This window comes from Streptomyces sp. NPDC030991 (assembly GCF_055571235.1).
The window spans coordinates 489,130-510,741 of record NZ_JBVIFR010000002.1; the positions used below are offsets into that span (position 1 = coordinate 489,130).

21 protein-coding genes are annotated in these 21,612 nt (G+C 71.1%); 6 read left to right on the forward strand and 15 right to left on the reverse strand.

What is annotated here, in order from left to right:
- Nucleotides 1-3 precede the first annotated feature (3 nt).
- The 6 genes from ACZ45E_RS05695 to ACZ45E_RS05720 all read right to left on the reverse strand — a co-directional run bounded on the left by ACZ45E_RS05695 (nt 4) and on the right by ACZ45E_RS05720 (nt 6,758).
- Nucleotides 4-687, reverse strand: a complete 684-nt coding sequence (locus tag ACZ45E_RS05695; RefSeq protein ID WP_468216926.1) for a response regulator — start codon at nt 685-687, stop codon at nt 4-6.
- Nucleotides 684-3,275: an ATP-binding protein gene (locus ACZ45E_RS05700; RefSeq protein WP_468216929.1), complete on the reverse strand. Its 2,592-nt coding sequence runs from the start codon at nt 3,273-3,275 to the stop codon at nt 684-686. Before ACZ45E_RS05700 ends, ACZ45E_RS05695 begins: the two co-directional genes overlap by 4 nt.
- Nucleotides 3,276-3,441: 166 nt before the next feature.
- Complete coding sequence (locus tag ACZ45E_RS05705; RefSeq protein WP_468216931.1) at nt 3,442-4,662, reverse strand: alginate lyase family protein; 1,221 nt, start codon at nt 4,660-4,662, stop codon at nt 3,442-3,444.
- Between the two features lie 230 nt (nt 4,663-4,892).
- The gene (locus tag ACZ45E_RS05710; RefSeq protein ID WP_468216934.1) at nt 4,893-5,657 is read right to left on the reverse strand and encodes a DUF3710 domain-containing protein; all 765 of its coding nucleotides are present in this window, start codon (nt 5,655-5,657) and stop codon (nt 4,893-4,895) included.
- Nucleotide 5,658: 1 nt separating this feature from the next.
- Complete coding sequence (dut, locus tag ACZ45E_RS05715; protein WP_468216936.1) at nt 5,659-6,177, reverse strand: dUTP diphosphatase; 519 nt, start codon at nt 6,175-6,177, stop codon at nt 5,659-5,661.
- Nucleotides 6,174-6,758 (reverse strand): PaaI family thioesterase, encoded by a 585-nt coding sequence (locus ACZ45E_RS05720; RefSeq protein ID WP_468216939.1) that lies wholly within the window; start codon nt 6,756-6,758, stop codon nt 6,174-6,176. The genes dut and ACZ45E_RS05720 overlap by 4 nt, the downstream gene beginning before the upstream one ends.
- 58 nt (nt 6,759-6,816) lie before the next feature.
- Here ACZ45E_RS05720 and ACZ45E_RS05725 point away from each other — a divergent pair, with 58 nt between their 5' ends.
- Nucleotides 6,817-7,263, forward strand: a complete 447-nt coding sequence (locus ACZ45E_RS05725; RefSeq protein WP_468216940.1) for a DUF3093 domain-containing protein — start codon at nt 6,817-6,819, stop codon at nt 7,261-7,263.
- 1 nt (nt 7,264) lies between these two features.
- Here the strand turns inward: ACZ45E_RS05725 and ACZ45E_RS05730 are convergent, their stop codons facing one another.
- The 4 genes from ACZ45E_RS05730 to ACZ45E_RS05745 all read right to left on the reverse strand — a co-directional run bounded on the left by ACZ45E_RS05730 (nt 7,265) and on the right by ACZ45E_RS05745 (nt 10,852).
- Nucleotides 7,265-8,218 (reverse strand): hypothetical protein, encoded by a 954-nt coding sequence (locus ACZ45E_RS05730; protein ID WP_468216942.1) that lies wholly within the window; start codon nt 8,216-8,218, stop codon nt 7,265-7,267.
- Between the two features lie 13 nt (nt 8,219-8,231).
- Complete coding sequence (locus ACZ45E_RS05735; protein ID WP_018535993.1) at nt 8,232-8,528, reverse strand: DUF4193 domain-containing protein; 297 nt, start codon at nt 8,526-8,528, stop codon at nt 8,232-8,234.
- A gap of 427 nt (nt 8,529-8,955) precedes the next feature.
- Nucleotides 8,956-10,191, reverse strand: coding sequence for a sensor histidine kinase (locus tag ACZ45E_RS05740; RefSeq protein ID WP_468216944.1), 1,236 nt, complete (start codon nt 10,189-10,191; stop codon nt 8,956-8,958).
- 7 nt (nt 10,192-10,198) lie between these two features.
- Entirely contained in the window at nt 10,199-10,852 is a 654-nt protein-coding gene (locus ACZ45E_RS05745) for a response regulator transcription factor (RefSeq protein WP_018535991.1), read from the reverse strand.
- Nucleotides 10,853-11,179: 327 nt separating this feature from the next.
- Between ACZ45E_RS05745 and ACZ45E_RS05750 the strand changes: the two genes are divergently transcribed.
- The gene (locus tag ACZ45E_RS05750; protein WP_468216947.1) at nt 11,180-11,353 is read left to right on the forward strand and encodes a hypothetical protein; all 174 of its coding nucleotides are present in this window, start codon (nt 11,180-11,182) and stop codon (nt 11,351-11,353) included.
- Nucleotides 11,354-11,466: 113 nt separating this feature from the next.
- Here the strand turns inward: ACZ45E_RS05750 and ACZ45E_RS05755 are convergent, their stop codons facing one another.
- Both ACZ45E_RS05755 and ACZ45E_RS05760 read right to left on the reverse strand, forming a co-directional pair.
- On the reverse strand, nt 11,467-12,282 hold the full coding sequence (locus ACZ45E_RS05755; RefSeq protein ID WP_468216949.1) for an inositol monophosphatase family protein: 816 nt from the start codon (nt 12,280-12,282) through the stop codon (nt 11,467-11,469).
- Nucleotides 12,283-12,292: 10 nt separating this feature from the next.
- Nucleotides 12,293-13,432 carry a ferrochelatase gene (locus ACZ45E_RS05760; RefSeq protein WP_468216952.1) on the reverse strand — a complete coding sequence of 380 codons (1,140 nt, stop codon included), beginning with the start codon at nt 13,430-13,432 and terminating at the stop codon, nt 12,293-12,295.
- A 130-nt stretch (nt 13,433-13,562) separates the two neighbouring features.
- Here ACZ45E_RS05760 and ACZ45E_RS05765 point away from each other — a divergent pair, with 130 nt between their 5' ends.
- Nucleotides 13,563-14,819, forward strand: coding sequence for an MFS transporter (locus ACZ45E_RS05765; protein ID WP_468216955.1), 1,257 nt, complete (start codon nt 13,563-13,565; stop codon nt 14,817-14,819).
- Entirely contained in the window at nt 14,767-16,098 is a 1,332-nt protein-coding gene (locus tag ACZ45E_RS05770; protein WP_468216957.1) for a D-arabinono-1,4-lactone oxidase, read from the forward strand. Before ACZ45E_RS05765 ends, ACZ45E_RS05770 begins: the two co-directional genes overlap by 53 nt.
- A gap of 22 nt (nt 16,099-16,120) precedes the next feature.
- On the opposite strand, the gene ACZ45E_RS05775 is transcribed toward ACZ45E_RS05770, so the two are convergent.
- The gene (locus ACZ45E_RS05775; RefSeq protein ID WP_468216959.1) at nt 16,121-17,356 is read right to left on the reverse strand and encodes a hypothetical protein; all 1,236 of its coding nucleotides are present in this window, start codon (nt 17,354-17,356) and stop codon (nt 16,121-16,123) included.
- Nucleotides 17,357-17,885: 529 nt separating this feature from the next.
- On the opposite strand from ACZ45E_RS05775, the gene sepH reads away from it, so the two are divergent.
- The gene (gene sepH / locus ACZ45E_RS05780; RefSeq protein ID WP_468216962.1) at nt 17,886-18,959 is read left to right on the forward strand and encodes a septation protein SepH; all 1,074 of its coding nucleotides are present in this window, start codon (nt 17,886-17,888) and stop codon (nt 18,957-18,959) included.
- Between the two features lie 65 nt (nt 18,960-19,024).
- On the opposite strand, the gene ACZ45E_RS05785 is transcribed toward sepH, so the two are convergent.
- Nucleotides 19,025-19,882, reverse strand: a complete 858-nt coding sequence (locus ACZ45E_RS05785) for a sulfurtransferase (protein WP_468216965.1) — start codon at nt 19,880-19,882, stop codon at nt 19,025-19,027.
- 284 nt (nt 19,883-20,166) lie between these two features.
- Here ACZ45E_RS05785 and ACZ45E_RS05790 point away from each other — a divergent pair, with 284 nt between their 5' ends.
- Nucleotides 20,167-20,940, forward strand: coding sequence for a VOC family protein (locus tag ACZ45E_RS05790; protein WP_468216968.1), 774 nt, complete (start codon nt 20,167-20,169; stop codon nt 20,938-20,940).
- Between the two features lie 9 nt (nt 20,941-20,949).
- On the opposite strand, the gene ACZ45E_RS05795 is transcribed toward ACZ45E_RS05790, so the two are convergent.
- Nucleotides 20,950-21,594 carry a thymidine kinase gene (locus ACZ45E_RS05795; RefSeq protein ID WP_468216969.1) on the reverse strand — a complete coding sequence of 215 codons (645 nt, stop codon included), beginning with the start codon at nt 21,592-21,594 and terminating at the stop codon, nt 20,950-20,952.
- Nucleotides 21,595-21,612: the final 18 nt, after the last annotated feature.

Consider the following 21,612-nt stretch of genomic DNA (forward strand, 5'->3'; position numbering starts at 1 on the left):
CTCCTACTTCTCGAACCGGTATCCCATCCCGGGTTCGGTGATGAAATGCCGCGGGTGCGAGGGGTCGGTCTCCAGCTTGCGGCGCAGCTGTGCCATGTAGACCCGCAGGTAGTTGGTCTCCGTCCCGTACGAAGGCCCCCACACCTCCTGGAGCAGCTGTTTCTGGCTGACCAGGCGTCCGGTGTTGCGCACGAGCACTTCGAGCAGGTGCCACTCGGTGGGGGTGAGCCGCACGTCGCGGCCGTCCCTGTGGACCTTCTTCGCGGCCATGTCGACGGTGAAGTCGTCGGTCTCGACGATCCCCTCGTCGCCGGTGCCGCCGGTGGGCTCGGCGCGCCGCACGGCCGCCCGCAGCCGCGCGAGGAGTTCGTCCATGCCGAAGGGCTTCGTGACGTAGTCGTCGGCGCCCGCGTCGAGCGCCTCGACCTTCTCGTCGGAGGAGTGCCGGGCGGACAGGACGAGGATGGGCACCCGGGTCCAGCCGCGCAGCCCCTTGATCACCTCGACGCCGTCCATGTCGGGCAGGCCGAGGTCCAGGACGACCACGTCGGGGTGGCGGGCGGCGGCGAGCTGGAGCGCCCCGGCGCCGTCGGACGCGGCGTCCACCTCGTACTTGCGCGCTTTCAGGTTGATGACGAGGGCGCGAACGATCTGCGGTTCGTCCTCGACCACGAGCACCCTGGTCATGCGTGCCTGCCTCTCTGCGGTACTGCGGTGTCGGCTGGTGCTGATGCTGGTACTGCTGTCGGTGCCGGCCCGGCGGAGGGCGCGGGGCCCGCCGCGCGCAGGGTGAGCACCATCGTGAGGCCGCCCCCGGGAGTGTCCTCCGCTCCGAGTGTGCCGCCCATCGCCTCGACGAAGCCGCGCGCCACGGCGAGCCCGAGCCCCACGCCCGCGCCGCGCGGAGCGTCCCCGTAGCGCTGGAACGGGGCGAAGATGCGCTCCTTGGCCTCGTCCGGTACGCCGGGCCCGCGGTCCGCGACGCGCAGTTCGACCCGCTCGCCGAGGGTGCTGGCGGAGACCAGGACGGGTTCGTCGGGCGGACTGTACTTGACGGCGTTCTCGACGATGTTCGCGACGGCCCGCTCCAGGAGCCCCTTGTCGACGCTGACCATCGGCAGTGACTCCGGGATGTCGAGGTCGACGCTGAGCTCCGGGTCGGGTACGCCGACGAGCGCCATCGGCACCACCTCGTCGAGGTCGCTCTCCCGGATGAGCGGGGTGACGGTGCCGGTCTGGAGGCGGGACATGTCGAGCAGGTTCCCCACGAGGTGGTCGAGCCGGTCGGCGCCCGCCTCGATGCCGGCGAGCAGCTCCGCCTGGTCCTCGGGCGACCAGTCGACGTCCTCGGAGCGCAGCGAGGAGACGGCGGCCTTGATGCCGGCGAGCGGGGTGCGCAGGTCGTGGCTGACCGCGGCGAGCAGGGCGGTGCGGATGCGGTTGCCCTCGGCGAGCGTGCGGGCCTGCTCGGCCTCGGACTGGAGCCTTCGGCGGTCCACGACGACGGCGGCCTGCGCGGCGAACGCGGCGAGGACCCGGCGGTCCTCCGCGGGCAGGACGCGCCCGGACAGGGCCAGCGCCATGTGGTCGCCCACGGGCACGTCGACGTCGGCGTCCTCGGGGCGGCCGTCGGGCCGCGGCCCGACGCTGCCCGCGCAGGTCCACGGCGCGGTGTCGCTCTCCCGTTCGAGCAGCGCCACGGACTCCATCGCGAAAGTCTCCCGTACGCGTTCGAGCAGCGCTTCCAGGCTCGTGTCGCCGCGCAGCACGCTGCCCGCGAGGAAGGAGAGGATCTCGGACTCGGCGCGTAGCCGGGCGGCCTGGTGGGTGCGGCGGGCGGCGAGGTCGACGACCGAGGCGACCGAGACGGCGACGCTCCCGAAGATCACGATGGCGACGATGTTCTTCGGGTCGGCGACCGTGAACAGGTGCAGGGGCGGTGTGAAGAAGTAGTTCAGGAGCAGCGAGCCGAAGGCCGCCGCCGCGAGCGCCGGGAGCACTCCGCCGACCAGCGCCGCCGCCACGGTCAACGACAGGAACAGCAGCATGTCGTTGGCGAGGCCGAGGTCGGAGTCGACGTGGGTGAGCAGGAGCGCGAGCAGCGCCGGACCGCCGACGCCGACGAGCCAGCCGCCCAGGATGCGGGAGCGGCCGAGCCGGGCCCCGCGCGCGACGGGCAGGCCGCGCCCCTTGGCGGCCTCCTCGTGCGTGACGATGTGGACGTCGAGGTCGGGCCCGGACTCCCGGGCGACGGTGGCGCCGACGCCGGGCCCGAAGATGTACTGCCAGGTCTTGCGGCGCGAGGAGCCGAGGACGATCTGGGTGGCGTTGACGCCGCGGGCGAACTCCAGGAGCGCCGAGGGGACGTCGTCGCCGATCACGTGGTGGAACGTGCCGCCGAGGTCTTCGACGAGGGTGCGCTGGACGGCCAGTTCCTTGGGCGAGGCGGCGGTCAGCCCGTCGCTGCGGGCGATGTAGACGGCCAGTACCTCGCCACCCGCGCCCTTCTCCGCGAGCCGTGCCGCGCGTCTGATCAGCGTACGGCCCTCGGGACCGCCGGTGAGGCCGACGACGATGCGCTCGCGGGCCTGCCAGGTGGAGCGGATGTTGTGCTCGCCACGGTACTGCTGGAGGTACTCGTCGGCCCGGTCGGCGACCCACAGGAGGGCCAGTTCGCGCAGGGCGGTGAGGTTGCCGGGGCGGAAGTAGTTGGACAGGGCCGCGTCGACCTTGTCCGATGTGTAGATGTTGCCGTGGGCCATGCGGCGGCGCAGCGCCTGGGGCGACATGTCGACCAGCTCGATCTGGTCCGCGCGGCGTACGACCTCGTCGGGCACCGTCTCCCGCTGGCGTACGCCGGTGATCGCCTCGACGACGTCGCCCAGGGATTCGAGGTGCTGGATGTTGACGGTCGAGACGACGTCGACGCCCGCGGCGAGCAGTTCCTCGACGTCCTGCCAGCGTTTGGCGTTGCGCGAGCCCGGCACGTTGGTGTGCGCCAGTTCGTCGACGAGGGCGACGGCCGGGGCCCGGCCGAGGACCGCGTCGACGTCCATCTCCTGGAAGACGGAGCCGCGGTACTCGATCTCCTTGCGCGGGACCTGCTCCAGGCCGTGCAGCATCACCTCGGTCCGTGGCCGCTTGTGGTGCTCGACGAACGCGACGACGCAGTCGGTGCCCCGCCCGGTGCGGCGGTGCGCCTCGGACAGCATCGCGTACGTCTTGCCGACGCCCGGTGCGGAACCGAGGTAGATCCGAAGCTTGCCGCGTCCCATGGCCACGACTTTACGGTCAGGGGGCCCGGCGAAAGGGACGGATGCCTGGTGGGCGGGTGTCTTTGACAGAACCCTGATGCGCGGCGCGTGGTTCAGGGGTGCTGGACGCTCTCGCCGTCGCCGAGTTCCAGCACCCGGTCGGGCCGTGGTCGGGTCCGGGCGCCCGTCAGCTCGGGTTCTCGGCGTGGGTGAGGGTCTCCCAGGCGACGAACAGGTTGTCGGAGCCGGCCGGGCGCTGCTGCTCGGTCAGCTTCTGGGTGTTGCTCATGGCGGTGCCGAGACGGGTGTGCAGGGCGTTGTAGCCGACCTCGGTGACCGGGCCGAGCCCGCGGTCGACGCTGCCGCCGCACAGCCAGCTCGGCGGCGCCTCACCGAGCTCGTACTTGGCGTGGAAGCCCAGCGCCTGGCGCAGCCGCTCGCCGACGTCGGTGCCGTACAGGTCCTGGCCCTGGATGTGGCTGGTCTCGGCGATGTGCGAGATGGCGGAGATGCCGTACCCGGTGTGGGTGAAGTCGCGGCAGGTCTCCTGCGTCAGCCCCGTCACGAAGGTCGACTGGCCCTGCCAGTAGCTGACGATCTTCGCCTTGGTGTCCAGGTTCTGGCTCGGCACGGTCTTGGGCAGGGCGCCGTCCGAGGAGAGGTAGACGTAGGCGGCCGCACGCGTCCGGAACTTCGCCATCGCCTTGTCGTACGACGCCTTGTCCTCCAGGTACACGGAGATGCCGACAGCGGCCTCCATCATCGACAGCTCCCAGTTGCCGTTGGAGTTGGAGCCGTTGATGACCTTCGGCAGGTACACGTCGCGCAGCATGGTCCTGAAGCGGCTCTCGTCGGCCCAGCCGCCGGTGTACGTGTACTTGATGATCTCGGCGGCCCTCGGCCAGGAGGAGCCGGCCCAGCCGGTCTGGAGCGGACCGTTGCTGTTCGTGTGCTCCTTGATGACACTCGACCAGGCGTCCATGAGCGCGATCGACTTCTTCGCGTACCGCTCGTCGCGCGTGATGTACCAGGCGAGAGCGTCGGTGTACGCGGCTATCGCGTCCTCGCGCTCGTCCGTGCAGCCGTAGTTGGGGTTGGAGTACGAGCCGCACTCGACGGTGGCGCGGGGCTTGGGCGTGCGGTTCAGATCGGCGTACCTGCTCGCGATCATCTGGTCGAAGGCGCCCTTCCAGGGCTGCGCTCCGGCGTCGACCTTGGCCTTGGTGAAGTCCAGCTGCCCCTTGGAGACGGTGACTCCGGGGTGGGCGAACGCGGCGGGCGCCGCGGCGGCGCGCTCGGCGCCGGGCCAGGCGACGACGCCGGCGACCAGCGCCGTGACAGCGGTGACGAGGGTGGCGAGCAGGGCGGGACGCGATCTTCTGTGACGAGCCTGCATGGTGGGGGCCATCCGTTCTCGTATGTGAACGTGAGGCGCTGATGTGAACCACAGCGCTGGCCGGTGACCCTAGGTACGGACCAGGCTTCCGTCAAGTACTGAAGTAAGAACGGGAGAAGGGCAGTTGGGCTGGAGAACGACCGTGGGCGCGGGCCCGGCGCATCGGCCGCGCGCACGGCAAAGGCCGGGGCCGCGCATCCTCGCGGGATGCGCGGCCCCGGCCTGCGTACGAACCGAGCCGGTCAGCGGACCTCGGTGATCTCCGGGCCACGGGCCAGCTGGCCCATGCCGCCGGAGAAGCGCGAGCCCTCCGCGGAGTCCTGGCCCGGGCCCTCGGCGACCATCTGCGCGTCGTCCGGGAGCTTCAGGACGATCGGGTCGCGCGGCGCCATCGGACCGTCACCGCGGACCACGACCGTGTCCCGGAAGATCTGCTCCAGCAGGCCGGCCGCCTGCGGCTGCACCGCGCCCTGGCCCGAGATCACACCGCGCAGGAACCAGCGCGGGCCGTCCACGCCGATGAACCGCACCACCTGGAAACCGCCCGTGCCGTCCGGCAGCTGCACCGGCACCTGGGCCCGCAGCTCCCAGCCGAGCGGACCCTCGACCTCGTCGATCACGCCACCCTGCTGGGTGATGCCGGAGGCGATCTCCTCGCGGACCTCGCCCCAGATGCCCTCCTTCTTGGGGGCGGCGAAGGCCTGGAGCTGGACCGCGCTGTCCTGGAGGACGACCGTGGCCGCGACGATCGCGTCACCCGCGACCTCGACCCGCAGCTCCATGCCGTCCACCCCGGGGACGAAGAGCCCACCCAGGTCGACGCGGCCCTCGCCCGGCTCACGGACCTCGGTGGAGTCCCAGGGGCCGTCAGGGCGCGGCTCGGGCTCGAGGCGGACGCGCTCCGACTTCCCGTCGGCGTCCGTGCCGGCACCGTCGACCTGCTCGGCCTCGCCCGCCGCGTCCACTGCGTCGTCAGCGGAGCTGTTCTTCTTGCGACGTCCGAACACGTCACTGTCCTTCCCGGTCGGATACGACCGAAGCGTATCGATTCCCACCCTTTTGACCGTCCGCGCCCACGGAGGCATGACCCCCCGTGGACCCGAAGCCCCCCTCGGCCCGCGCGGAGTCGGGAAGCTGTGCCACCTCGTGGAAGCGCACTCTCTCGACCTGCTGGACGACCAGTTGGGCAATCCGGTCGAAACGCTCGAACCGCACGCTCTCGCGCGGGTCGAGATTCACCACGATCACCTTGATCTCCCCACGGTACCCGGCATCCACCGTCCCTGGGGCATTCACCAGAGCGACACCGCAGCGCGCTGCGAGACCGGATCGCGGGTGCACGAAGGCCGCGTACCCCTCGGGCAGCGCGACAGACACCCCGGTGGGCAGCACGACGCGCTCTCCCGGGGCGAGCTCGCACGCCTCGGTGGTCCGCAGATCGGCGCCCGCGTCGCCCGGGTGCTCGTACGCGGGCAGCGGTACATCGGGGGCGACGCGCCGGATGAGCACGTCCAACGGCTGGTTCACGGGTTCACCTCGAAGGCACGGGCACGCCGGAGCTGGTCCGGGTCGCTCATGGCCGCCTGGATCTCCTGCGGGCGGCCGTTGTCGATGAAGTGGTCGACCTTGACCTCGATGAAGAGGGCGTCGGCCCGGACCGCGACGGGCCCCTCGGGGCCGCCGATCCGGCCGGTGGCGGTCGAGTAGATCTTGCGCCCTGCGACGGCGGTGACCTCGGCGGACAGATGCAGCACGGTGTCCACGGGAACGGGACGCACGAAGTCCGTCTCCAGGCGGCCGGTCACGGCGATCACCCGCAGCAGCCAGTTCAGCGAACCGAGCGTCTCGTCGAGCGCGGTGGCGAGGATGCCGCCGTGGGCGAGGCCGGGCGCGCCCTGGTGGGCGGAGCGCACGGTGAACTCGGCGGTCACGCTCACGCCGTCACCGGCCCGCGCCTCCAGGTGCAGTCCGTGCGGCTGCTCGCCGCCGCAGCCGAAACAGTGTCCGTAGTGCGCGCCGAGAAGCTCTCCTGGGGCGGGAGCGTCGGGGTGCCGCACCGGCGCTATGGCGTCGGCCGGGGGCGTCAGAGCTGCTGTAGTACCACTCACAGGCGCAGACCTTACCCGCGCGCCCTGCGGCTTCACGCATCGTGCCAAGCTTGGCTCCATGGAGCTCTCGACGACGCCTTATGAAGAACGCCTCACCGCACCCCGTTCGTGGTGGCTCGTCACCTTCCTGGTGGGGGTCGCCTGCGGCCTCACCCTGATGCCCTTCGGCACGCTCCCGCTGCTCGGCGGGTTCGTCGGCGGACTGCTCGTGGGGGCCGTGATCACCAGCCAGTACGGCTCGATCAGGATTCGCGTCGTGGCCGGCTCGCTGGTCGCGGGCGACGCGAGGATCCCGCTGTCGGCCCTGGGCGCCGTGGAGATCCTGGACGCGGAGGAGGCGCGCGCCTGGCGCACGTACAAGGCGGACCCGCGCGCCTTCATGCTCCTGCGCAGCTATGTACCTACGGCCGTCCGCGCGGAGATCACCGACCCGACGGACCCCACGCCCTACGTCTACTTGTCGACGCGGGAACCCGAAACCTTGGCCAAGGCCCTGGGGGCCTGACTCACTCCTCGATCTCCAGGGCGCCCTCGGGCGTGGCCAGCGGCGGCAGCTCCGGCAGCGCGTCCCACGGCACCTGGAAGCGCCGCAGGTCCTTGCGCACCCGCTCGGCCAGCTTCCTGGTGTCCCTGCGGTTCATGGCGGCCCCGACCGCGGCGCCCACCAGGAACGGCATGAGCGTCGGGAGGTTGCGCACCATGCGCTTCATGATCTGCTGGCGCAGCTCGCGCTTCATCTGGCCGCCCAGGGCCGCGTCCATGGTCGACGGCTTCGAGACGTTGATCCCGCGCTCCTGCGACCACGAGGTCAGATAGACGCTGCTGCGGTCCTTCAGGCCGCCCGGGGGCCGGACGCCGTAGACCTCGTGCAGCTCGGCGATCAGCTTCAGCTCGATCGCCGCCACACCGGTGATCTCCGCGGCCAGCTCGGTCGGCATGGCCGGCGGCACGGGGAGCATCGCGGCCGCGCCGACTCCGGCGCCCACCGTGGAGGTGGCGGCCGCCGCACCGGCGACCAGCTTGTCGGCGAGCCGCTCGGGCTCCAGGCCCGGGAACTGTCTGCGGAGGGTCGCGAGGTCCCGCACGGGGACGCGCGGCGCGCTCTCGATGATTCGGTCGGCGAGGTAGCCGATGGCGGCTCTGGCGGCGCCTCCGCCCTTGATCATCCCTGTTCTCGCGATGGTTCCGCTCTTGCGGACGCTGTCCTTCACGACGGTCACGCGGCGCCTGTTCGTACGCGCCCGCGTGCCCGCCTCGACCGCGTCGGCGCCGTGCAGATCCACGACGCCGGCCGCCGTCGGGTCGCCCGTCACTTCGCGCTCGTGCGCCGCTTCGAGCGAGGCGTCTTCACTGGTGGAAGAGCCTCGCCCGTCGTCGTCACGCACGGCCTCTGACGGGCCTGATGCCGTGTCCCGCCACGCTCGGACACGGCGCTTCCAGGGCGGGGTCGAGCCACTCATGCCCGACCCGGCCTCAGTCGCAGTCGCGGCAGATCGGCTGGCCGTTCTTCTCCCGCGCGAGCTGGCTGCGGTGGTGTACCAGGAAGCAGCTCATGCAGGTGAATTCGTCCTGCTGCTTGGGCAGGACACGGACGGCCAGCTCCTCGTTCGAGAGGTCGGCGCCCGGGAGTTCCAGGCCCTCGGCCGCTTCGAACTCGTCCACGTCGACGTTGGACGCGGACTTGTCGTTCCTCCGGGACTTCAGCTCTTCGATGCTGTCCTCGTTGAGGTCGTCATCGGTCTTGCGTGGGGTGTCGTAATCCGTTGCCATGTCGCGCTCTCCCCCTCTGGGTGTATGCGGTGTCTCAGCGCACGTAACGCATGAGAGGCCGGACTTGTGCCCGACCTGAGGCGGAGATTTTGCCTCACATCAAGGTCTGTTACTCAATCGACACCCAACCGGACCCCTGGGGAGTGATCAGCTTGGGTGGCGAACGGGACCGTACACGGTCCGAATTCGCACCGCACGGGCGCCACCCCGTGTACTTCCCGTGATCAAGGTGCCCGAAAACTCGGATTTTCCGGCTTTCAGGCGGCTTTTACGATCACGGAGAGTAGATGACCGGAATATCGCCCTTGTGATCGATCACACACGGACGTCCGGGGCGCAGGTACTGAAAATTCCGCTAAAAGCGAACTCCTCCAGCGCGTCGGCGGAAGCATGTCAGATCCGTCCGCGTATCGCACCTTGAACCTGCCTAGATCGGCAGGGTGACTCGCATCACGAGCCCACCCCCTTCGCGGGGCACGGCGGTGATCCGGCCGCCGTGGGCGCGCGCCACCGACCGAGCGATGGACAGGCCGAGACCCACGCCCTTGTCGCTGCCGGTGCGCTCGGTGCGCAGCCGCCGGAACGGCTCGAAGAGGTTGTCGATCTCGTACGCGGGGACCACGGGCCCCGTGTTGGCGACCAGCAGCACGGCCTGGCCGTGCTGTGCCTCGGTGTCGACCTCGACCCAGCCGCCCTCCGACACGTTGTACCGGATCGCGTTCTGTACGAGGTTCAGCGCGATGCGCTCCAGGAGGACGCCGTTGCCCTGGACGACCGCCTCCTTGCGCTCGCCGCGGATCTCCACACCCTTGTCGTCGGCCTCGGATCTGGCCTGATCGAGCGCCTGCGAAGCGACCTCGGCGAGGTCCACGGGCTTGCGCTCCACGATCTGGTTGTCGCTGCGTGCGAGCAGCAGCAGGCCCTCCACGAGCTGCTCGCTGCGCTCGTTCGTGGCGAGCAGCGTCTTGCCCAGCTGCTGCAGCTCCACCGGGGCGGCGGGGTCCGAGAGGTGGACCTCCAACAGCGTGCGGTTGATGGCGAGCGGGGTGCGCAGCTCGTGCGAGGCGTTGCCGACGAAGCGCTGCTGCGCCGTGAAGGCCCGCTCCAGGCGGTCGAGCATCTCGTCGAAGGTGTCCGACAGCTCCTTGAGCTCGTCGTCCGGGCCGTCCAGCTCGATACGGCGCGACAGGTCCGTGCCGGCCACCCGGCGTGCGGTGCGGGTGATGCGGCCGAGCGGGGACAGGACGCGGCCCGCCATCGCGTAGCCGAAGGCGAAGGCGATGATCGCGAGGCCGAGCAGCGCCATCAGGGAACGGCTCAGCAGGACGTCGAGGGCGTGCTGGCGCTGCTGGTTGACGCAGTCGTTCAGCGCGTCGTTCAGCTGGCCGTCCGTCGGGTCGGCGGGGATGGCGCAGACGGAGCTGACGAGGTTGTGATTGATGATCTTGAACGGCAGGTCGCTGCCCACGTTGAGCGCCTGCGCCGCGAGCATGTAGATGATCGACAGCAGCAGGATGCCCGCGATGAGGAACATGCCGCCGTACAGCAGCGTGAGCCGTATGCGGATGGTGGGGCGCAGCCAGGGGTAGGGCGGCTCGACCTTCGTGCCCGGCTTCCAGGTCGGCTTCGGTGGCGCGGTGGGGGGCGCTGGTGCGGCGGCCATGGAGGGATCAGATCCGGTAGCCGGAGCCGGGCACCGTGACGATGACCGCGGGCTCGCCGAGCTTGCGGCGCAGGGTCATCACCGTGACACGCACGACGTTGGTGAACGGGTCCGTGTTCTCGTCCCAGGCCTTCTCCAGGAGCTGCTCCGCGGAGACCACGGCGCCCTCGCTGCGCAGCAGCACCTCCAGGACGGCGAACTCCTTGGGGGCGAGCTGGATCTCCTTGCCGTCGCGGAACACCTCCCGCCGGTTCGGGTCGAGCTTGATCCCGGCGCGCTCCAGGACGGGCGGCAGGGGCACGCTCGTCCGGCGTCCGAGAGCCCGCACACGGGCCGTCAGCTCGCTGAACGCGAAGGGCTTGGGGAGGTAGTCGTCGGCGCCCAGCTCCAGCCCCTCCACGCGGTCGCTGACGTCGCCGGAGGCGGTCAGCATCAGGATGCGGGTGGGCATGCCCAGCTCGACGATCTTGCGGGCGACGTCGTCGCCGTGCACGAGCGGGAGGTCACGGTCGAGAACGACCACGTCGTAGTCGTTGACGCCGATGCGCTCCAGGGCGGCCGCACCGTCGTACACGACGTCGACGGCCATGGCCTCCCGGCGCAGTCCGGTGGCCACCGCATCGGCGAGCAATTGCTCGTCCTCGACGACGAGTACGCGCACGTCGCTGTCCTTCCTCTGGCCGCCCGCGCGCGCAGGTTCGAGCGCGCGCGAGCAGGTCCGTCCATGGGGTGTGAGCCTCCATCCTGCCCCTTTCGGCCATAAACCGGCTGTAAGGCGGCGGGGCGGAGGGGGAATGCCGGTTTTTCTCCGGGGGTTGAGGTTTCCGTGGAAGGGAGCGCGGGGAGGACGGGTTTACACCCGCGATCACGCTTTGTATGTGGCGTGCCACGAGCCGCTTGCCGCAGGGCGACTCGAGACGTGATCGCCCCTTCCACAGGGCACACCCCCGTGCCACCGACCCACGACCCAGGACGAGGGGGCGCAACCATGGACGCATTCACCGTAGGACTGCTGCAGCGCATAAAGGCGGCCGAATCCGACCTGACGCTGGCGCGCGAGACCGGCGACGACTTCCTTGCCGAGGTCGAGCAGGGTGAGTTGGACGACCTTCACCGTCTCGCCGCCGAGCACGGCGTCGAGATCCACGCCGCTAGCGTCTGACAGGCACGTTCGACAGACAGATCCAGCAGCACAAGGAAGGGCCCCGGCGCCTGGTTCGATCCAGGCGGGCGCCGGGGCCCTTCGCTGTGTGCGGGCAGGGGTGGGAGACCTGGTCAGTCGTGCCAGGCGCCCAGCTCTTCCAGCCAGTTCTGCAGGGGCTCGAAGAGGCCGGGCGGCGCGGCGATCGTCAGCTCGGGCGACACCGGCTCGCCGGGGCGGCCGCCGGTCAGGGCGCCCGCCTCGCGCGCGATGAGCTCACCGGCCGCGAAGTCCCAGGGGTTCAGGCCGCGCTCGTAGTACGCGTCCAGGCGGCCCAGCGCCACGTCGCAGAGGTCGATCGCGGCCGAGCCGCCGCGCCGGATGTCCCGCACCCGGGGCACCAACTCCCGTACGACGTCGGCCTGGTGGGCCCGGCGCGCCTCCAGGTAACCGAAGCCGGTGCCGACCAGGGCCTGCGCGAAGGGGGGCGCCACGCGCGCGTGGGCGGGCCGGTCGTTCACCTGCGCGCCCTCGCCGAGGACGGCGCGGTAGGTCTCGCCGCGCATCGGCGCCGCGACGACGCCGACGATCGTCTCGCCGTCCTTGCGGGCCGCGATGGAGACGGACCAGTCGGGGCGCCCGTAGAGGTAGTTGACGGTTCCGTCGATGGGGTCGATCACCCACTGGATGCCGCTGGAGCCCTCGCTGGAGGCGCCTTCCTCACCCAGCACGCCGTCGTCGGGGCGGCGCTCGGCCAGGAAGTCCGTGATGAGCTTCTCCGAGGCGATGTCCATCTCGGTGACCACGTCGACGGCGCTGGTCTTGGTGGCGGCGACGCCGAGGTCGGCGGGGCGGCCGTCGCGCAGGAAGACACCGGCGCGGGCGGCCGCTTCCAGGGCGACGTCGAGAAGTTCTGCCTTGAGGGCCTTGAGTGCCTTGGGGTCGGTCACGTGGGCGTCCTTACGCGTACGGGCTGTCGGCGCCCGCGGCGGCGGGCTTGGGGGCGCGGGCCGGGCAGCAGCCCACCGGGCACAGGTCGTGGCTTGCGCCGAGCGCGCCCAGGGCGCAAGGCGTGACGTTCCTGCCGCTCTCCGCGGCGGCCCGCTCCAGGATCAGCTCCCGTACGGCGGCGGCGAAGCGCGGGTCCGCGCCGACCGTGGCGGAGCGGCGCACCGGAAGTCCGAGCTCCGCGGCCTTGGCCGTGGCCTCGGTGTCGAGGTCGTACAGGACCTCCATGTGGTCCGAGACGAACCCGATGGGCGCCATGACGACGGCCGGCACCCCGGCGCCGTGCCGCTCCTCCAGATGGTCGCAGATGTCGGGCTCCAGCCACGGGATGTGCGGGGCGCCGGAGCGCGACTGGTAGACGAGCTGCCAGGGGTGGTCGACGCCGGTCTCCTCGCGCACGGCGTCGGCGATCAGCCGTGCGACGTCCAGGTGCTGCTGCACGTACGCGCCACCGTCGCCGTGGTCCTCCACGGGCCCGGAGGTGTCGGCCGCCGCGGTCGGGATGGAGTGCGTGCTGAACGCGATGTGGGCGCCGTCCCGTACATCCTCGGGGAGGTCGGCGAGGGACTTCAGGACGCCGTCGACCATGGGCCGGACGAAGCCGGGGTGGTTGAAGTAGTGCCGCAGCTTGTCGGTCCGCGGCGGCTCCAGACCTTCCGCCTCCAGGGCGGCCAGCGACTCCGCGAGGTTCTCGCGGTACTGGCGGCAGCCCGAGTACGAGGCGTACGCGCTGGTGGCGAGCACGAGGATGCGGCGGTGCCCGTCGGTCACCATCTCGCGCAGGGTGTCGGTCAGGTACGGCGCCCAGTTCCTGTTGCCCCAGTAGACCGGCAGGTCGAGACCGTGCTCGGCGAAGTCCTTGCGCAAGGAGTCCAGCAGTGCCCGGTTCTGGTCGTTGATGGGGCTGACCCCACCGAACAGGAAGTAGTGCTGACCCACTTCCTTGAGCCGCTCCTTGGGGATGCCGCGGCCGCGCGTCACGTTCTCCAGGAACGGGACGACGTCGTCGGGGCCCTCGGGGCCGCCGAACGAGAGCAGCAGCAAAGCGTCGTAGGGGCGGGCATCAAGGCTGGCAGCGAGCGCGTCTGGCATGTCTTCGATCCTGCCACCCGCCACTGACAGGCGGAAAACTGCCATGCCGCCCGACCCCTGACACGCGTAAGCTGTATCAGTCGCAGTCCCGCATCACCCCTTACGCCCAGCCCTTCATGCCGGAGTCCCCTTGCCCAGCCCCTACCGCGCCATATTCGCCCTGCCCGGCACCAAGAGCTTCTCGCTGGCCGGGTTCCTGGGCCGGATGCCCCTGTCGATGATGGGCATCGGGATCGTCACGATGGTCTCGCAGCTGACCGGCCGCTACGGGCTGGCGGGCGCCCTCACGGCGACGGTGGCCCTGTCCGCGGCGGCGATCGGGCCGCAGATCTCCCGCATGGTCGACCGGTACGGGCAGCGACGCGTGCTGCGCCCGGCCACGCTGGTCTCGCTCGTCGCGGTCGCCGGGATGCTGCTGTGCGCGAAGTACGAGACGCCGGACTGGACGCTGTTCCTGTGCGCCGCGTTCATCGGCTGCGTACCCAGCGTGGGTTCGATGATCCGCGCGCGGTGGGCGGTGCTCTACCGGGACACCCCGCGCCAGCTGCACACGGCGTACTCCTTCGAGTCCGTGATCGACGAGGTGTGCTTCATCTTCGGGCCGATCATCTCGATCGGTCTGTCCACGGCCTGGTTCCCGGAGGCCGGGCCCCTCCTCGCGGGCTGCTTCCTCGCCGTGGGCGTCTTCTGGCTGACCGGGCAGCGGGCCACCGAACCGGCGCCGCACCCCAGGGAGCAGGACGGCCGCGGATCGGCGCTCCGCGCGCGTGGGTTGCAGGTTCTGGTGGGCACGTTCGTGGCGACGGGCGCGATCTTCGGGGCGGTCGACGTGGTGACGGTGGCCTTCGCGGAGGACCAGGGGCACAAGTCCCTGGCCAGTGTGGTGCTCGCCGTGTACGCGGCCGGGTCCTGCGTGGCGGGCGCCGTCTTCGGCCTGCTGCACTTCGAGGGGGCGCCCGCGCGCAGGTGGCTGGTGGGGGTCGTCGCGATGGCCGTGAGTATGATCCCCCTCCAACTGGTCGGGAACCTGGCGTTTCTGGCCGTGGCGCTCTTCGTTGCGGGCCTGTCCATCGCACCGACGATGATCACGACGATGGCCCTCGTCGAGCAGCACGTACCACGCGCGAAACTGACCGAGGGCATGACCTGGGTGAGCACCGGACTCGCGGTCGGTGTCGCGCTCGGCTCCTCCGCGGCCGGCTGGGTGATCGACGCCGCCGGTGCGAAGGCCGGGTACGGGGTGCCGGGAGTCGCCGGCGCCGTCGCGGTCGTGGTCGCGTTCCTCGGCTACCGCCGGCTGCAGCAGCCGGTTCCGCGGCGGGGAGGAACGATCGATGAGCACGGCGCAGAGGGGCAGCGGCGCGAAGAGCGGCGCAGCGTGGCGTAACTGGGCGGGGAACGTCACCGCACGTCCCGTACGAGAGGTGGCGCCCGCCTCCGTGGAGGAGCTGTCCGCGGCCGTCCGCAGGGCGGCACAGGACGGCCTGAAGGTGAAGGCGGTCGGCACCGGCCACTCCTTCACGGCGGCCGCCGCCACCGACGGCGTGCTGATACGCCCTCACCTGTTGACCGGTATCCGCCACATGGACCGGGCCAACGGGACGGTCACGGTCGAGGCGGGCACCCCGCTCAAGCGGCTCAACGTGGCCCTGGCCCGCGAGGGCCTGTCGCTCACGAACATGGGCGACATCATGGAGCAGACCGTCTCCGGTGCCACCAGCACCGGCACCCACGGCACGGGCCGCGACTCCGCCTCCATCGCCGCGCAGATCAAGGGACTTGAGCTGGTGACGGCGAGCGGCGAGCTCGTCACCTGCTCCGAGAAGGAGAACCCGGAGATCTTCGCGGCCGCCCGCGTCGGCCTGGGCGCACTCGGCGTCATCACGGCCCTCACCTTCGCCGTGGAGCCGGTCTTCCTGCTCACCGCGCGGGAGGAGCCGATGACCTTCGACAAGGTCACCGCCGACTTCGACGAGCTGTATGCCGAGAACGAGCACTTCGAGTTCTACTGGTTCCCGCACACCGGCAACTGCAACACCAAGCGCAACAACCGCAGCGCCGGCCCCGAGGCCCCGGTGTCACGGATCAGTGGCTTCGTCGAGGACGAGCTGCTCTCCAACAGCCTCTTCCAGGTGGTCAATTCACTCGGCCGCGCGGTGCCCGCCACGATCCCGGCGATCGCCAGGATCTCCAGCAAGGCGCTGTCCGCACGGACGTACACGGACATCCCCTACAAGGTCTTCACCTCTCCGCGCCGGGTCCGCTTCGTGGAGATGGAGTACGCGGTTCCGCGCGCGGCTCTGGTGGAGACGCTGCGCGAGCTGAAGTCCATGGTGGACCGCTCGAACCTGCGCGTCAGCTTCCCCGTGGAGGTCCGCACGGCGCCCGCCGACGACATCACGCTGTCCACGGCGTCGGGCCGCGACAGCGCCTACATCGCGGTCCACATGTACAAGGGCACCCCGTACCAGCGGTACTTCACGGCCGCCGAGCGGATCTTCACCGCCCACGAGGGGCGCCCGCACTGGGGCAAGATGCACACGCGCGACGCGGAGTACTTCGCGGCGGCCTACCCGCGTTTCGGCGAGTTCACGGCGCTGCGTGACCGCCTGGACCCGGACCGCCTCTTCGGCAACGCCTATCTGCGGCGGGTCCTCGGCGACTGAGCCACGCCCCGCCGCTCCGGCGCTACTCGGCCGGGCTCTGCCGGGCCGAGTCGGTGCCCGACCCGGTCTCCGCGCCCGAGCCCGTGCTCTGCGACGGGGTCGGGGTGGGCGTCGGGGTCGGCGTGGCCCTGCCGTCGCCGGAGTCCGAGCCGCTGTCCGAACCGGTGTCCGAGCCGTTGTCCTGCCCCGGGTCGGAGCCGGTGTCCGACCCCGTGTCCGCGCCGCTGCTGTTGCTCGGCGTCGGGGTGGGCGTCGTGTTCCCGTCCGTGGGCGAGTCGTCGCCATTGTGCTGCGAGCCGTCGCCGGAGCCGGTGCTGCTGTCGTCCGAGGGCTGCGGGGTGGTGGGGGCGGGGTCGCTGTCGCCGGAGGACCGCCGGCCGCTGAAGGCGTCCCTGAACGTGGTGCTGCCGCTGTCACCGCTGAAGCTGTAGCCGGCCACGATCTCGTACGTCGTGATGCCGCCCATGGTGACGCCGAAGACGACGGCGGCGGCGACCAGCGGCCGCTTCCACCTCTTGACGCAGGACCGGTGCACGGTCCCTTCGGTGAAGTCCTCGCCTGCCCCGGGCGTGATGTCGGGCGGCAGCGACTGGTGCGGCAGCTGCGTCGCGGGCCGCAACGCGCGCGTGGCCTCGTCGATGGCGCTGCCCTTGAGGAGCTGCGTCTTCTCCGGATCGACCGTGCCGAGCACCCGGGTTTTCGCGGATTCGTCGGGCAGCAGGTCGGCGACGGCGCCGGTGTCGAGCAACTGGGTCATGTCGTGGTCGGCCGAGCTCTGCGGCAGCACCGTCGTCGCCTCGGCGTCCGCGGCCGGCGGCGTCCCCCAGGTCGTGGTCGTCGGCAGCACGCCCGTGGCGGGTCGCGCGGCGGCCGGGCGGGCGCCGGTGGCCATGCCCTTCGTGGCGTCCATGGCGTCGTCCGACCGGAAGGTGCGCGGTACGGGGTGTCCCTCCGCCGTGACGGGCACCCGGCGCCCCTTGGGCTTCGTCTGCACCGCGACGTCACGTATCTGCTCACCGGTGCGACTGAAGAAGTGCTGGAAGACGGTGCCGCCGCAGGTGGCGAGGGCACTGACCACCCCCGCGCCCAGGATCGTGCCGTAGACGCCGAAACTGGAGGCGAGTTTCGCGGCCACGACGGCGGCGACCGCGCTGCCCGCCACCTGAGGCACGCTCAGATCCACGCGCTTCTTCCCCTTGGGCTCGCTCCGTTCGTTCTCGGAGTGCTCGTCCTGGGAGTTGTCCGGCTTCACGCCCATCTCCGGCCCTTACCTGCCTTTCTCGCCTTGTCGGCATATCAGCCTTTTTGGCACCGAAGCTCCCGAGGCTACGTGAACTTCCTGCGCCGTACGAGAAAGGGACGTAGAGCCGAAGTCAGTAGTTCCGCTTCTGGAGATTCCGTGAAGCACGCCACGCGCATCCCTCGCGAACCGGACACACGTCCGGGACCCTCCGCATTCAACTCCCGCCCACCACGACAACTTCGGCGGCGAGCCGATCCACGCGAGTGGCCCGAATGGAGTACTGTTGCGAGCCCTGGGTCCGGTCTCCCGCCAAGGTGTCCGGGGCCCTCCAGGACCGCCGAGAGGGGGCTCGTTGCTCAGGGTGACGGCTTCGGTCACTTAGCGTTGCGAACAGGTAACCGTGCCATAACGGCGCTCTCGGGTCGTTGCCCGACACGCCGGGCAACTCGGCAAGGTTGTGGCAGGCTGCACCCGGGCAGGCCACACTCGACTAGCGGAAGCAGCGACGCACGTGACGTCGGCAGGCACCACCCGGGAGGTCCCCATGCCCGAACTGCGTGTCGTGGCCGTCTCTAACGACGGCACACGGCTGGTGCTGAAGGCTGCGGACAGCACGGAGTACACGCTTCCGATCGACGAGCGCCTCCGGGCCGCCGTGCGCGGCGATCGTCCGCGCCTCGGCCAGATCGAGATCGAGGTGGAGAGCCACCTCCGCCCGCGCGACATTCAGGCGCGTATACGGGCAGGCGCCTCCGCCGAGGAGGTCGCCCAGTTCGCGGGCATCCCCGTCGACCGTGTACGCCGCTTCGAGGGCCCCGTGCTCGCGGAGCGCGCCTTCATGGCCGAGCGGGCCAGGAAGACCCCCGTGCGCCGTCCCGGCGAGAACACCGGTCCCCAGCTCGGCGAGGCGGTGCAGGAGCGGCTCCTGCTGCGCGGTGCCGACAAGGAAACCGTCCAGTGGGACTCCTGGCGCCGCGACGACGGCACCTGGGAAGTCCTGCTCGTCTACCGGGTCGCGGGCGAACCGCACTCGGCGAGCTGGACGTACGACCCGCCCCGCAGGCTCGTCCAGGCCGTGGACGACGAGGCGCGCTCGCTGATCGGCGAGTCCGACGACATCGGTGCGCCCGAGCCCACGTTCCCGTTCGTGCCGCGCATCGCACGCCTGCCCAGGGACCGTCCGCTGGACCGCGCCCTCGACCGGCAGTTGGAGCGTCCGACGCCGCCGCCGGAGCCGCCCACCGAGGAGAACCTGCCGGCGATCGCCTCCTCCTCGGAGCGCGACTCGCTGACCAGCCTCCTGGAGGCCGTGCCCAGCTACCGCGGCGACATCGTGGTGCCCGACCGTCCGACGACGGCTCCCGAGCCGCCGCAGGAGGAGCCCGAGGCGCCCGAGGTCGGCGAGCTGGAGGAGCCGGCCGCGCCCGCCGCGTCGGCCGGCGCCGGCTCCGCCTACGCGGACGTGCTGATGCCGCGCAGCGTCGCGGGCCACCGGGACCGGCTCACCGGCACCACCGACCGCCAGGCCGAGGCCGATGGGGTGCGCCCCGGGCGACGGGCAGCGGTGCCGAGCTGGGACGAGATCGTCTTCGGCACACGTCGCAAGAAGCAGGACTAGTCACCGTCCCTGCACAGGGGCCCGCGCCGATCGGTCGGCGCGGGCCCCTGTGCGTGCGGGCCGGGCTACTGCGGGTCCGGTCCCGTCGCCACCGGGCGGGACTCGTCCGCCGACCACTCCGACCAGGAACCGACGTACAGCTGCGCGTCGATGCCCGCCACCGCGAGCGCCAGGACCTCATGGGCGCCGGAGACGCCCGAGCCGCAGTAGACGCCGACCTGACCGGGCTCGCCGGTCGCGCCGAGGGCGCTGAAGCGGGCGGTGAGTTCGGCGGCGGGGCGGAAGCGGCCGTCCGCGGTGACGTTCTCCGTGGTCGGCGCCGACACGGCGCCCGGGATGTGGCCGCCGACGCGGTCGATGGGCTCCACGTCGCCCCGGTAGCGCTCGGCGGCACGGGCGTCCAGGAGAAGGCCGGAACGCGCGAGAGCGGCCGCGTCGGCCGCGTCGAGAAGGCCGGTGGCACCCGGTGCAGGGACGAACGTGCCGGGCTCCGGCGACGGGACCTCGGTCTCCAAGGGGCCGTCCCAGGCGGCGAGGCCGCCGTCGAGGACCCGCACGGACGGGTGACCTGTCCAGCGCAGCAGCCACCAGGCGCGGGCCGCTGCCCAGCCCTGCCCGCCGTCGTACACCACGACATCACGGTCGGTCGAGACGCCCGCCGCGCGCATCACCGCGCCGAGGTCGGCCAGCTCGGGCAGCGGGTGCCTGCCGCCACCCGAACCCGCGTGACCGGCGAGTTCCGCATCGAGGTCGATGAAGACCGCGCCGGGGATGTGGCCCGCGGCGTACTCGGCGCGGCCGTCGAACGCGGGCTCCCCCGCGGTCTTCGCGGTACTGAGCTGCCAGCGGATGTCGAGCAACACGGGCGGGTTCTCCCCCGCCAGCTCGCTCACGAGTTCAGATGCGGTGATGATGGCATTCATGAGGGCCATCCTTGCTCATGGTCTGGCCCGAGCGCCCTGGTTCGGATAGCGTGCTCGATCGACTACCGAGCGTCATCCGGCGTTATCCGGTCGGACACGGCCGGGTCGTGGCGCGGAAACGACTCAGAAACACCGTTTCGGGCATTCTCTGTGCGGAGCCCGACGGATTCGGCGCGGCCAGGGAGCGCCGCGCGGCACGGAGTGCCACCATCAGCACGGGCGTGATGCGACACGTGGGATCCCGATCACGGGCCTTGAGGGTTCGTTCCGAGGAGAGAGTGACGATGACCGAGGCAGCAGCCAGCCGCGCGCCGGGGACACCCTGCTGGGTGAGTCTGATGGTGCACGACATGGCCGCGACCCAGGAGTTCTACGGGGCACTGTTCGGCTGGGAGTTCCGGCCGGGGCCGCAACAGCTCGGCCCGTACGCGCGGGCGCTCCTCGACGGCAAGGAGGTGGCCGGAATCGGCCGGCTGCCGACCGGCCGTCAGCTGCCGATCGCCTGGACGCCCTACTTGGCCTCGGACGATGTGGACACGACGGCCTCGGCCGTGCGGCAGTGCGGCGGCACGGTGGGCGTCGGACCGCTGGACGCGGGCGAGGCGGGCCGCATGGCGATCGGCTCCGACCCGTCGGGCGCGGTCTTCGGCATCTGGCAGGCGGCGGCGCACCTGGGCATGGCGGTGACCGGCGTACCGGGCGCGGTGGCGTGGAACGAGCTGGTCACGCGGGAGACGTCGAGCGTCACCAAGTTCTACCAGTCGGTCTTCGGCTACACCGAGGAGGCGGTCGTCTCCGCCGACTTCGACTGCGTGACGCTGCTCCTCGACGGCCGTCCCGTCGCCTCGGTGCAGGGCGTCGGGCACGCGCTGCCGCGCGACCGGGGGCCACACTGGATGACGTACTTCGAGGTCACGGACGTGGACGAGGCGGTGGAGCGGGTCGCCGACCTGGGCGGTCACGCCATCGCGGCTGCGCGAGAGGGCACGCTGGGCCGGGTGGCGACGGTGGCGGATCCCGAGGGGGCGCAGTTCGCCCTGGTGGCCTCCGCGGGGTGAGCCTCGCGGCTACGCGACCGGGAGCACATCGGGTGACAGCGCCGCCGCGTGTGCCGTCGCGCTCGTCATCCGCCTGCGGTGATGCCGCCTGCACAGCACCTCGTAGCCGATCTCGTCCTCGGCGTGGTTGACGTCGCCGACGACGACCTGGGCGCCCTCGACGACCATCTCGCCGTTGATGGTGCGGGCGTTGTGCGTGGCGCGCGCGCCGCACCAGCACAACGCCTCGACCTGGAGGACCTCGACACGGTCGGCGATCTCGACCAGGCGCTGCGAGCCGGGGAACAGCTTGGAGCGGAAGTCGGTGGTGATACCGAAGGCGAAGACGTCGAGGTCGAGGTCGTCGACGACACGCGCGAGCTGGTCGATCTGCCCGGGCGCGAGGAACTGCGCCTCGTCCGCGATCACGTAGTCCACCCTGCCGCCTTGAGAGAGGCGGTCGACGACGTACGCGTACACGTCCAGGTCGTCGGCAACCTCCACGGCGTCGGTGACCAGGCCCAGGCGTGAGGAGAGCTTGCCGGCACCGGCCCGGTCGTCGCGGGTGAAGATCATCCCCTGCAGTCCGCGGGCCGAGCGGTTGTGCTCGATCTGCAGAGCCAGCGTGCTCTTTCCGCAGTCCATGGTTCCGGAGAAGAACACCAGCTCGGGCATGGGAGGTCGAGCACCTTT

Excerpts from the sequence above, each read along its gene's own strand:
- sepH (WP_468216962.1), top strand. The coding sequence starts at position 17,886 with ATGCCCGAACTGCGTGTCGTGGCCGTCTCTAACGACGGCACACGGCTG.
- ACZ45E_RS05740 (WP_468216944.1), bottom strand. The coding sequence starts at position 10,191 with ATGGCCGCCGCACCAGCGCCCCCCACCGCGCCACCGAAGCCGACCTGG.
- ACZ45E_RS05735 (WP_018535993.1), bottom strand. The coding sequence starts at position 8,528 with ATGGCAACGGATTACGACACCCCACGCAAGACCGATGACGACCTCAAC.
- ACZ45E_RS05770 (WP_468216957.1), top strand. The coding sequence starts at position 14,767 with ATGAGCACGGCGCAGAGGGGCAGCGGCGCGAAGAGCGGCGCAGCGTGG.
- ACZ45E_RS05785 (WP_468216965.1), bottom strand. The coding sequence starts at position 19,882 with ATGAATGCCATCATCACCGCATCTGAACTCGTGAGCGAGCTGGCGGGG.
- ACZ45E_RS05760 (WP_468216952.1), bottom strand. The coding sequence starts at position 13,432 with ATGCCAGACGCGCTCGCTGCCAGCCTTGATGCCCGCCCCTACGACGCT.
- ACZ45E_RS05705 (WP_468216931.1), bottom strand. The coding sequence starts at position 4,662 with ATGGCCCCCACCATGCAGGCTCGTCACAGAAGATCGCGTCCCGCCCTG.
- ACZ45E_RS05730 (WP_468216942.1), bottom strand. The coding sequence starts at position 8,218 with ATGAGTGGCTCGACCCCGCCCTGGAAGCGCCGTGTCCGAGCGTGGCGG.
- ACZ45E_RS05790 (WP_468216968.1), top strand. The coding sequence starts at position 20,167 with ATGACCGAGGCAGCAGCCAGCCGCGCGCCGGGGACACCCTGCTGGGTG.
- ACZ45E_RS05725 (WP_468216940.1), top strand. The coding sequence starts at position 6,817 with ATGGAGCTCTCGACGACGCCTTATGAAGAACGCCTCACCGCACCCCGT.
- ACZ45E_RS05795 (WP_468216969.1), bottom strand. The coding sequence starts at position 21,594 with ATGCCCGAGCTGGTGTTCTTCTCCGGAACCATGGACTGCGGAAAGAGC.
- ACZ45E_RS05750 (WP_468216947.1), top strand. The coding sequence starts at position 11,180 with ATGGACGCATTCACCGTAGGACTGCTGCAGCGCATAAAGGCGGCCGAA.
- ACZ45E_RS05700 (WP_468216929.1), bottom strand. The coding sequence starts at position 3,275 with ATGGGACGCGGCAAGCTTCGGATCTACCTCGGTTCCGCACCGGGCGTC.
- ACZ45E_RS05775 (WP_468216959.1), bottom strand. The coding sequence starts at position 17,356 with ATGGGCGTGAAGCCGGACAACTCCCAGGACGAGCACTCCGAGAACGAA.
- ACZ45E_RS05695 (WP_468216926.1), bottom strand. The coding sequence starts at position 687 with ATGACCAGGGTGCTCGTGGTCGAGGACGAACCGCAGATCGTTCGCGCC.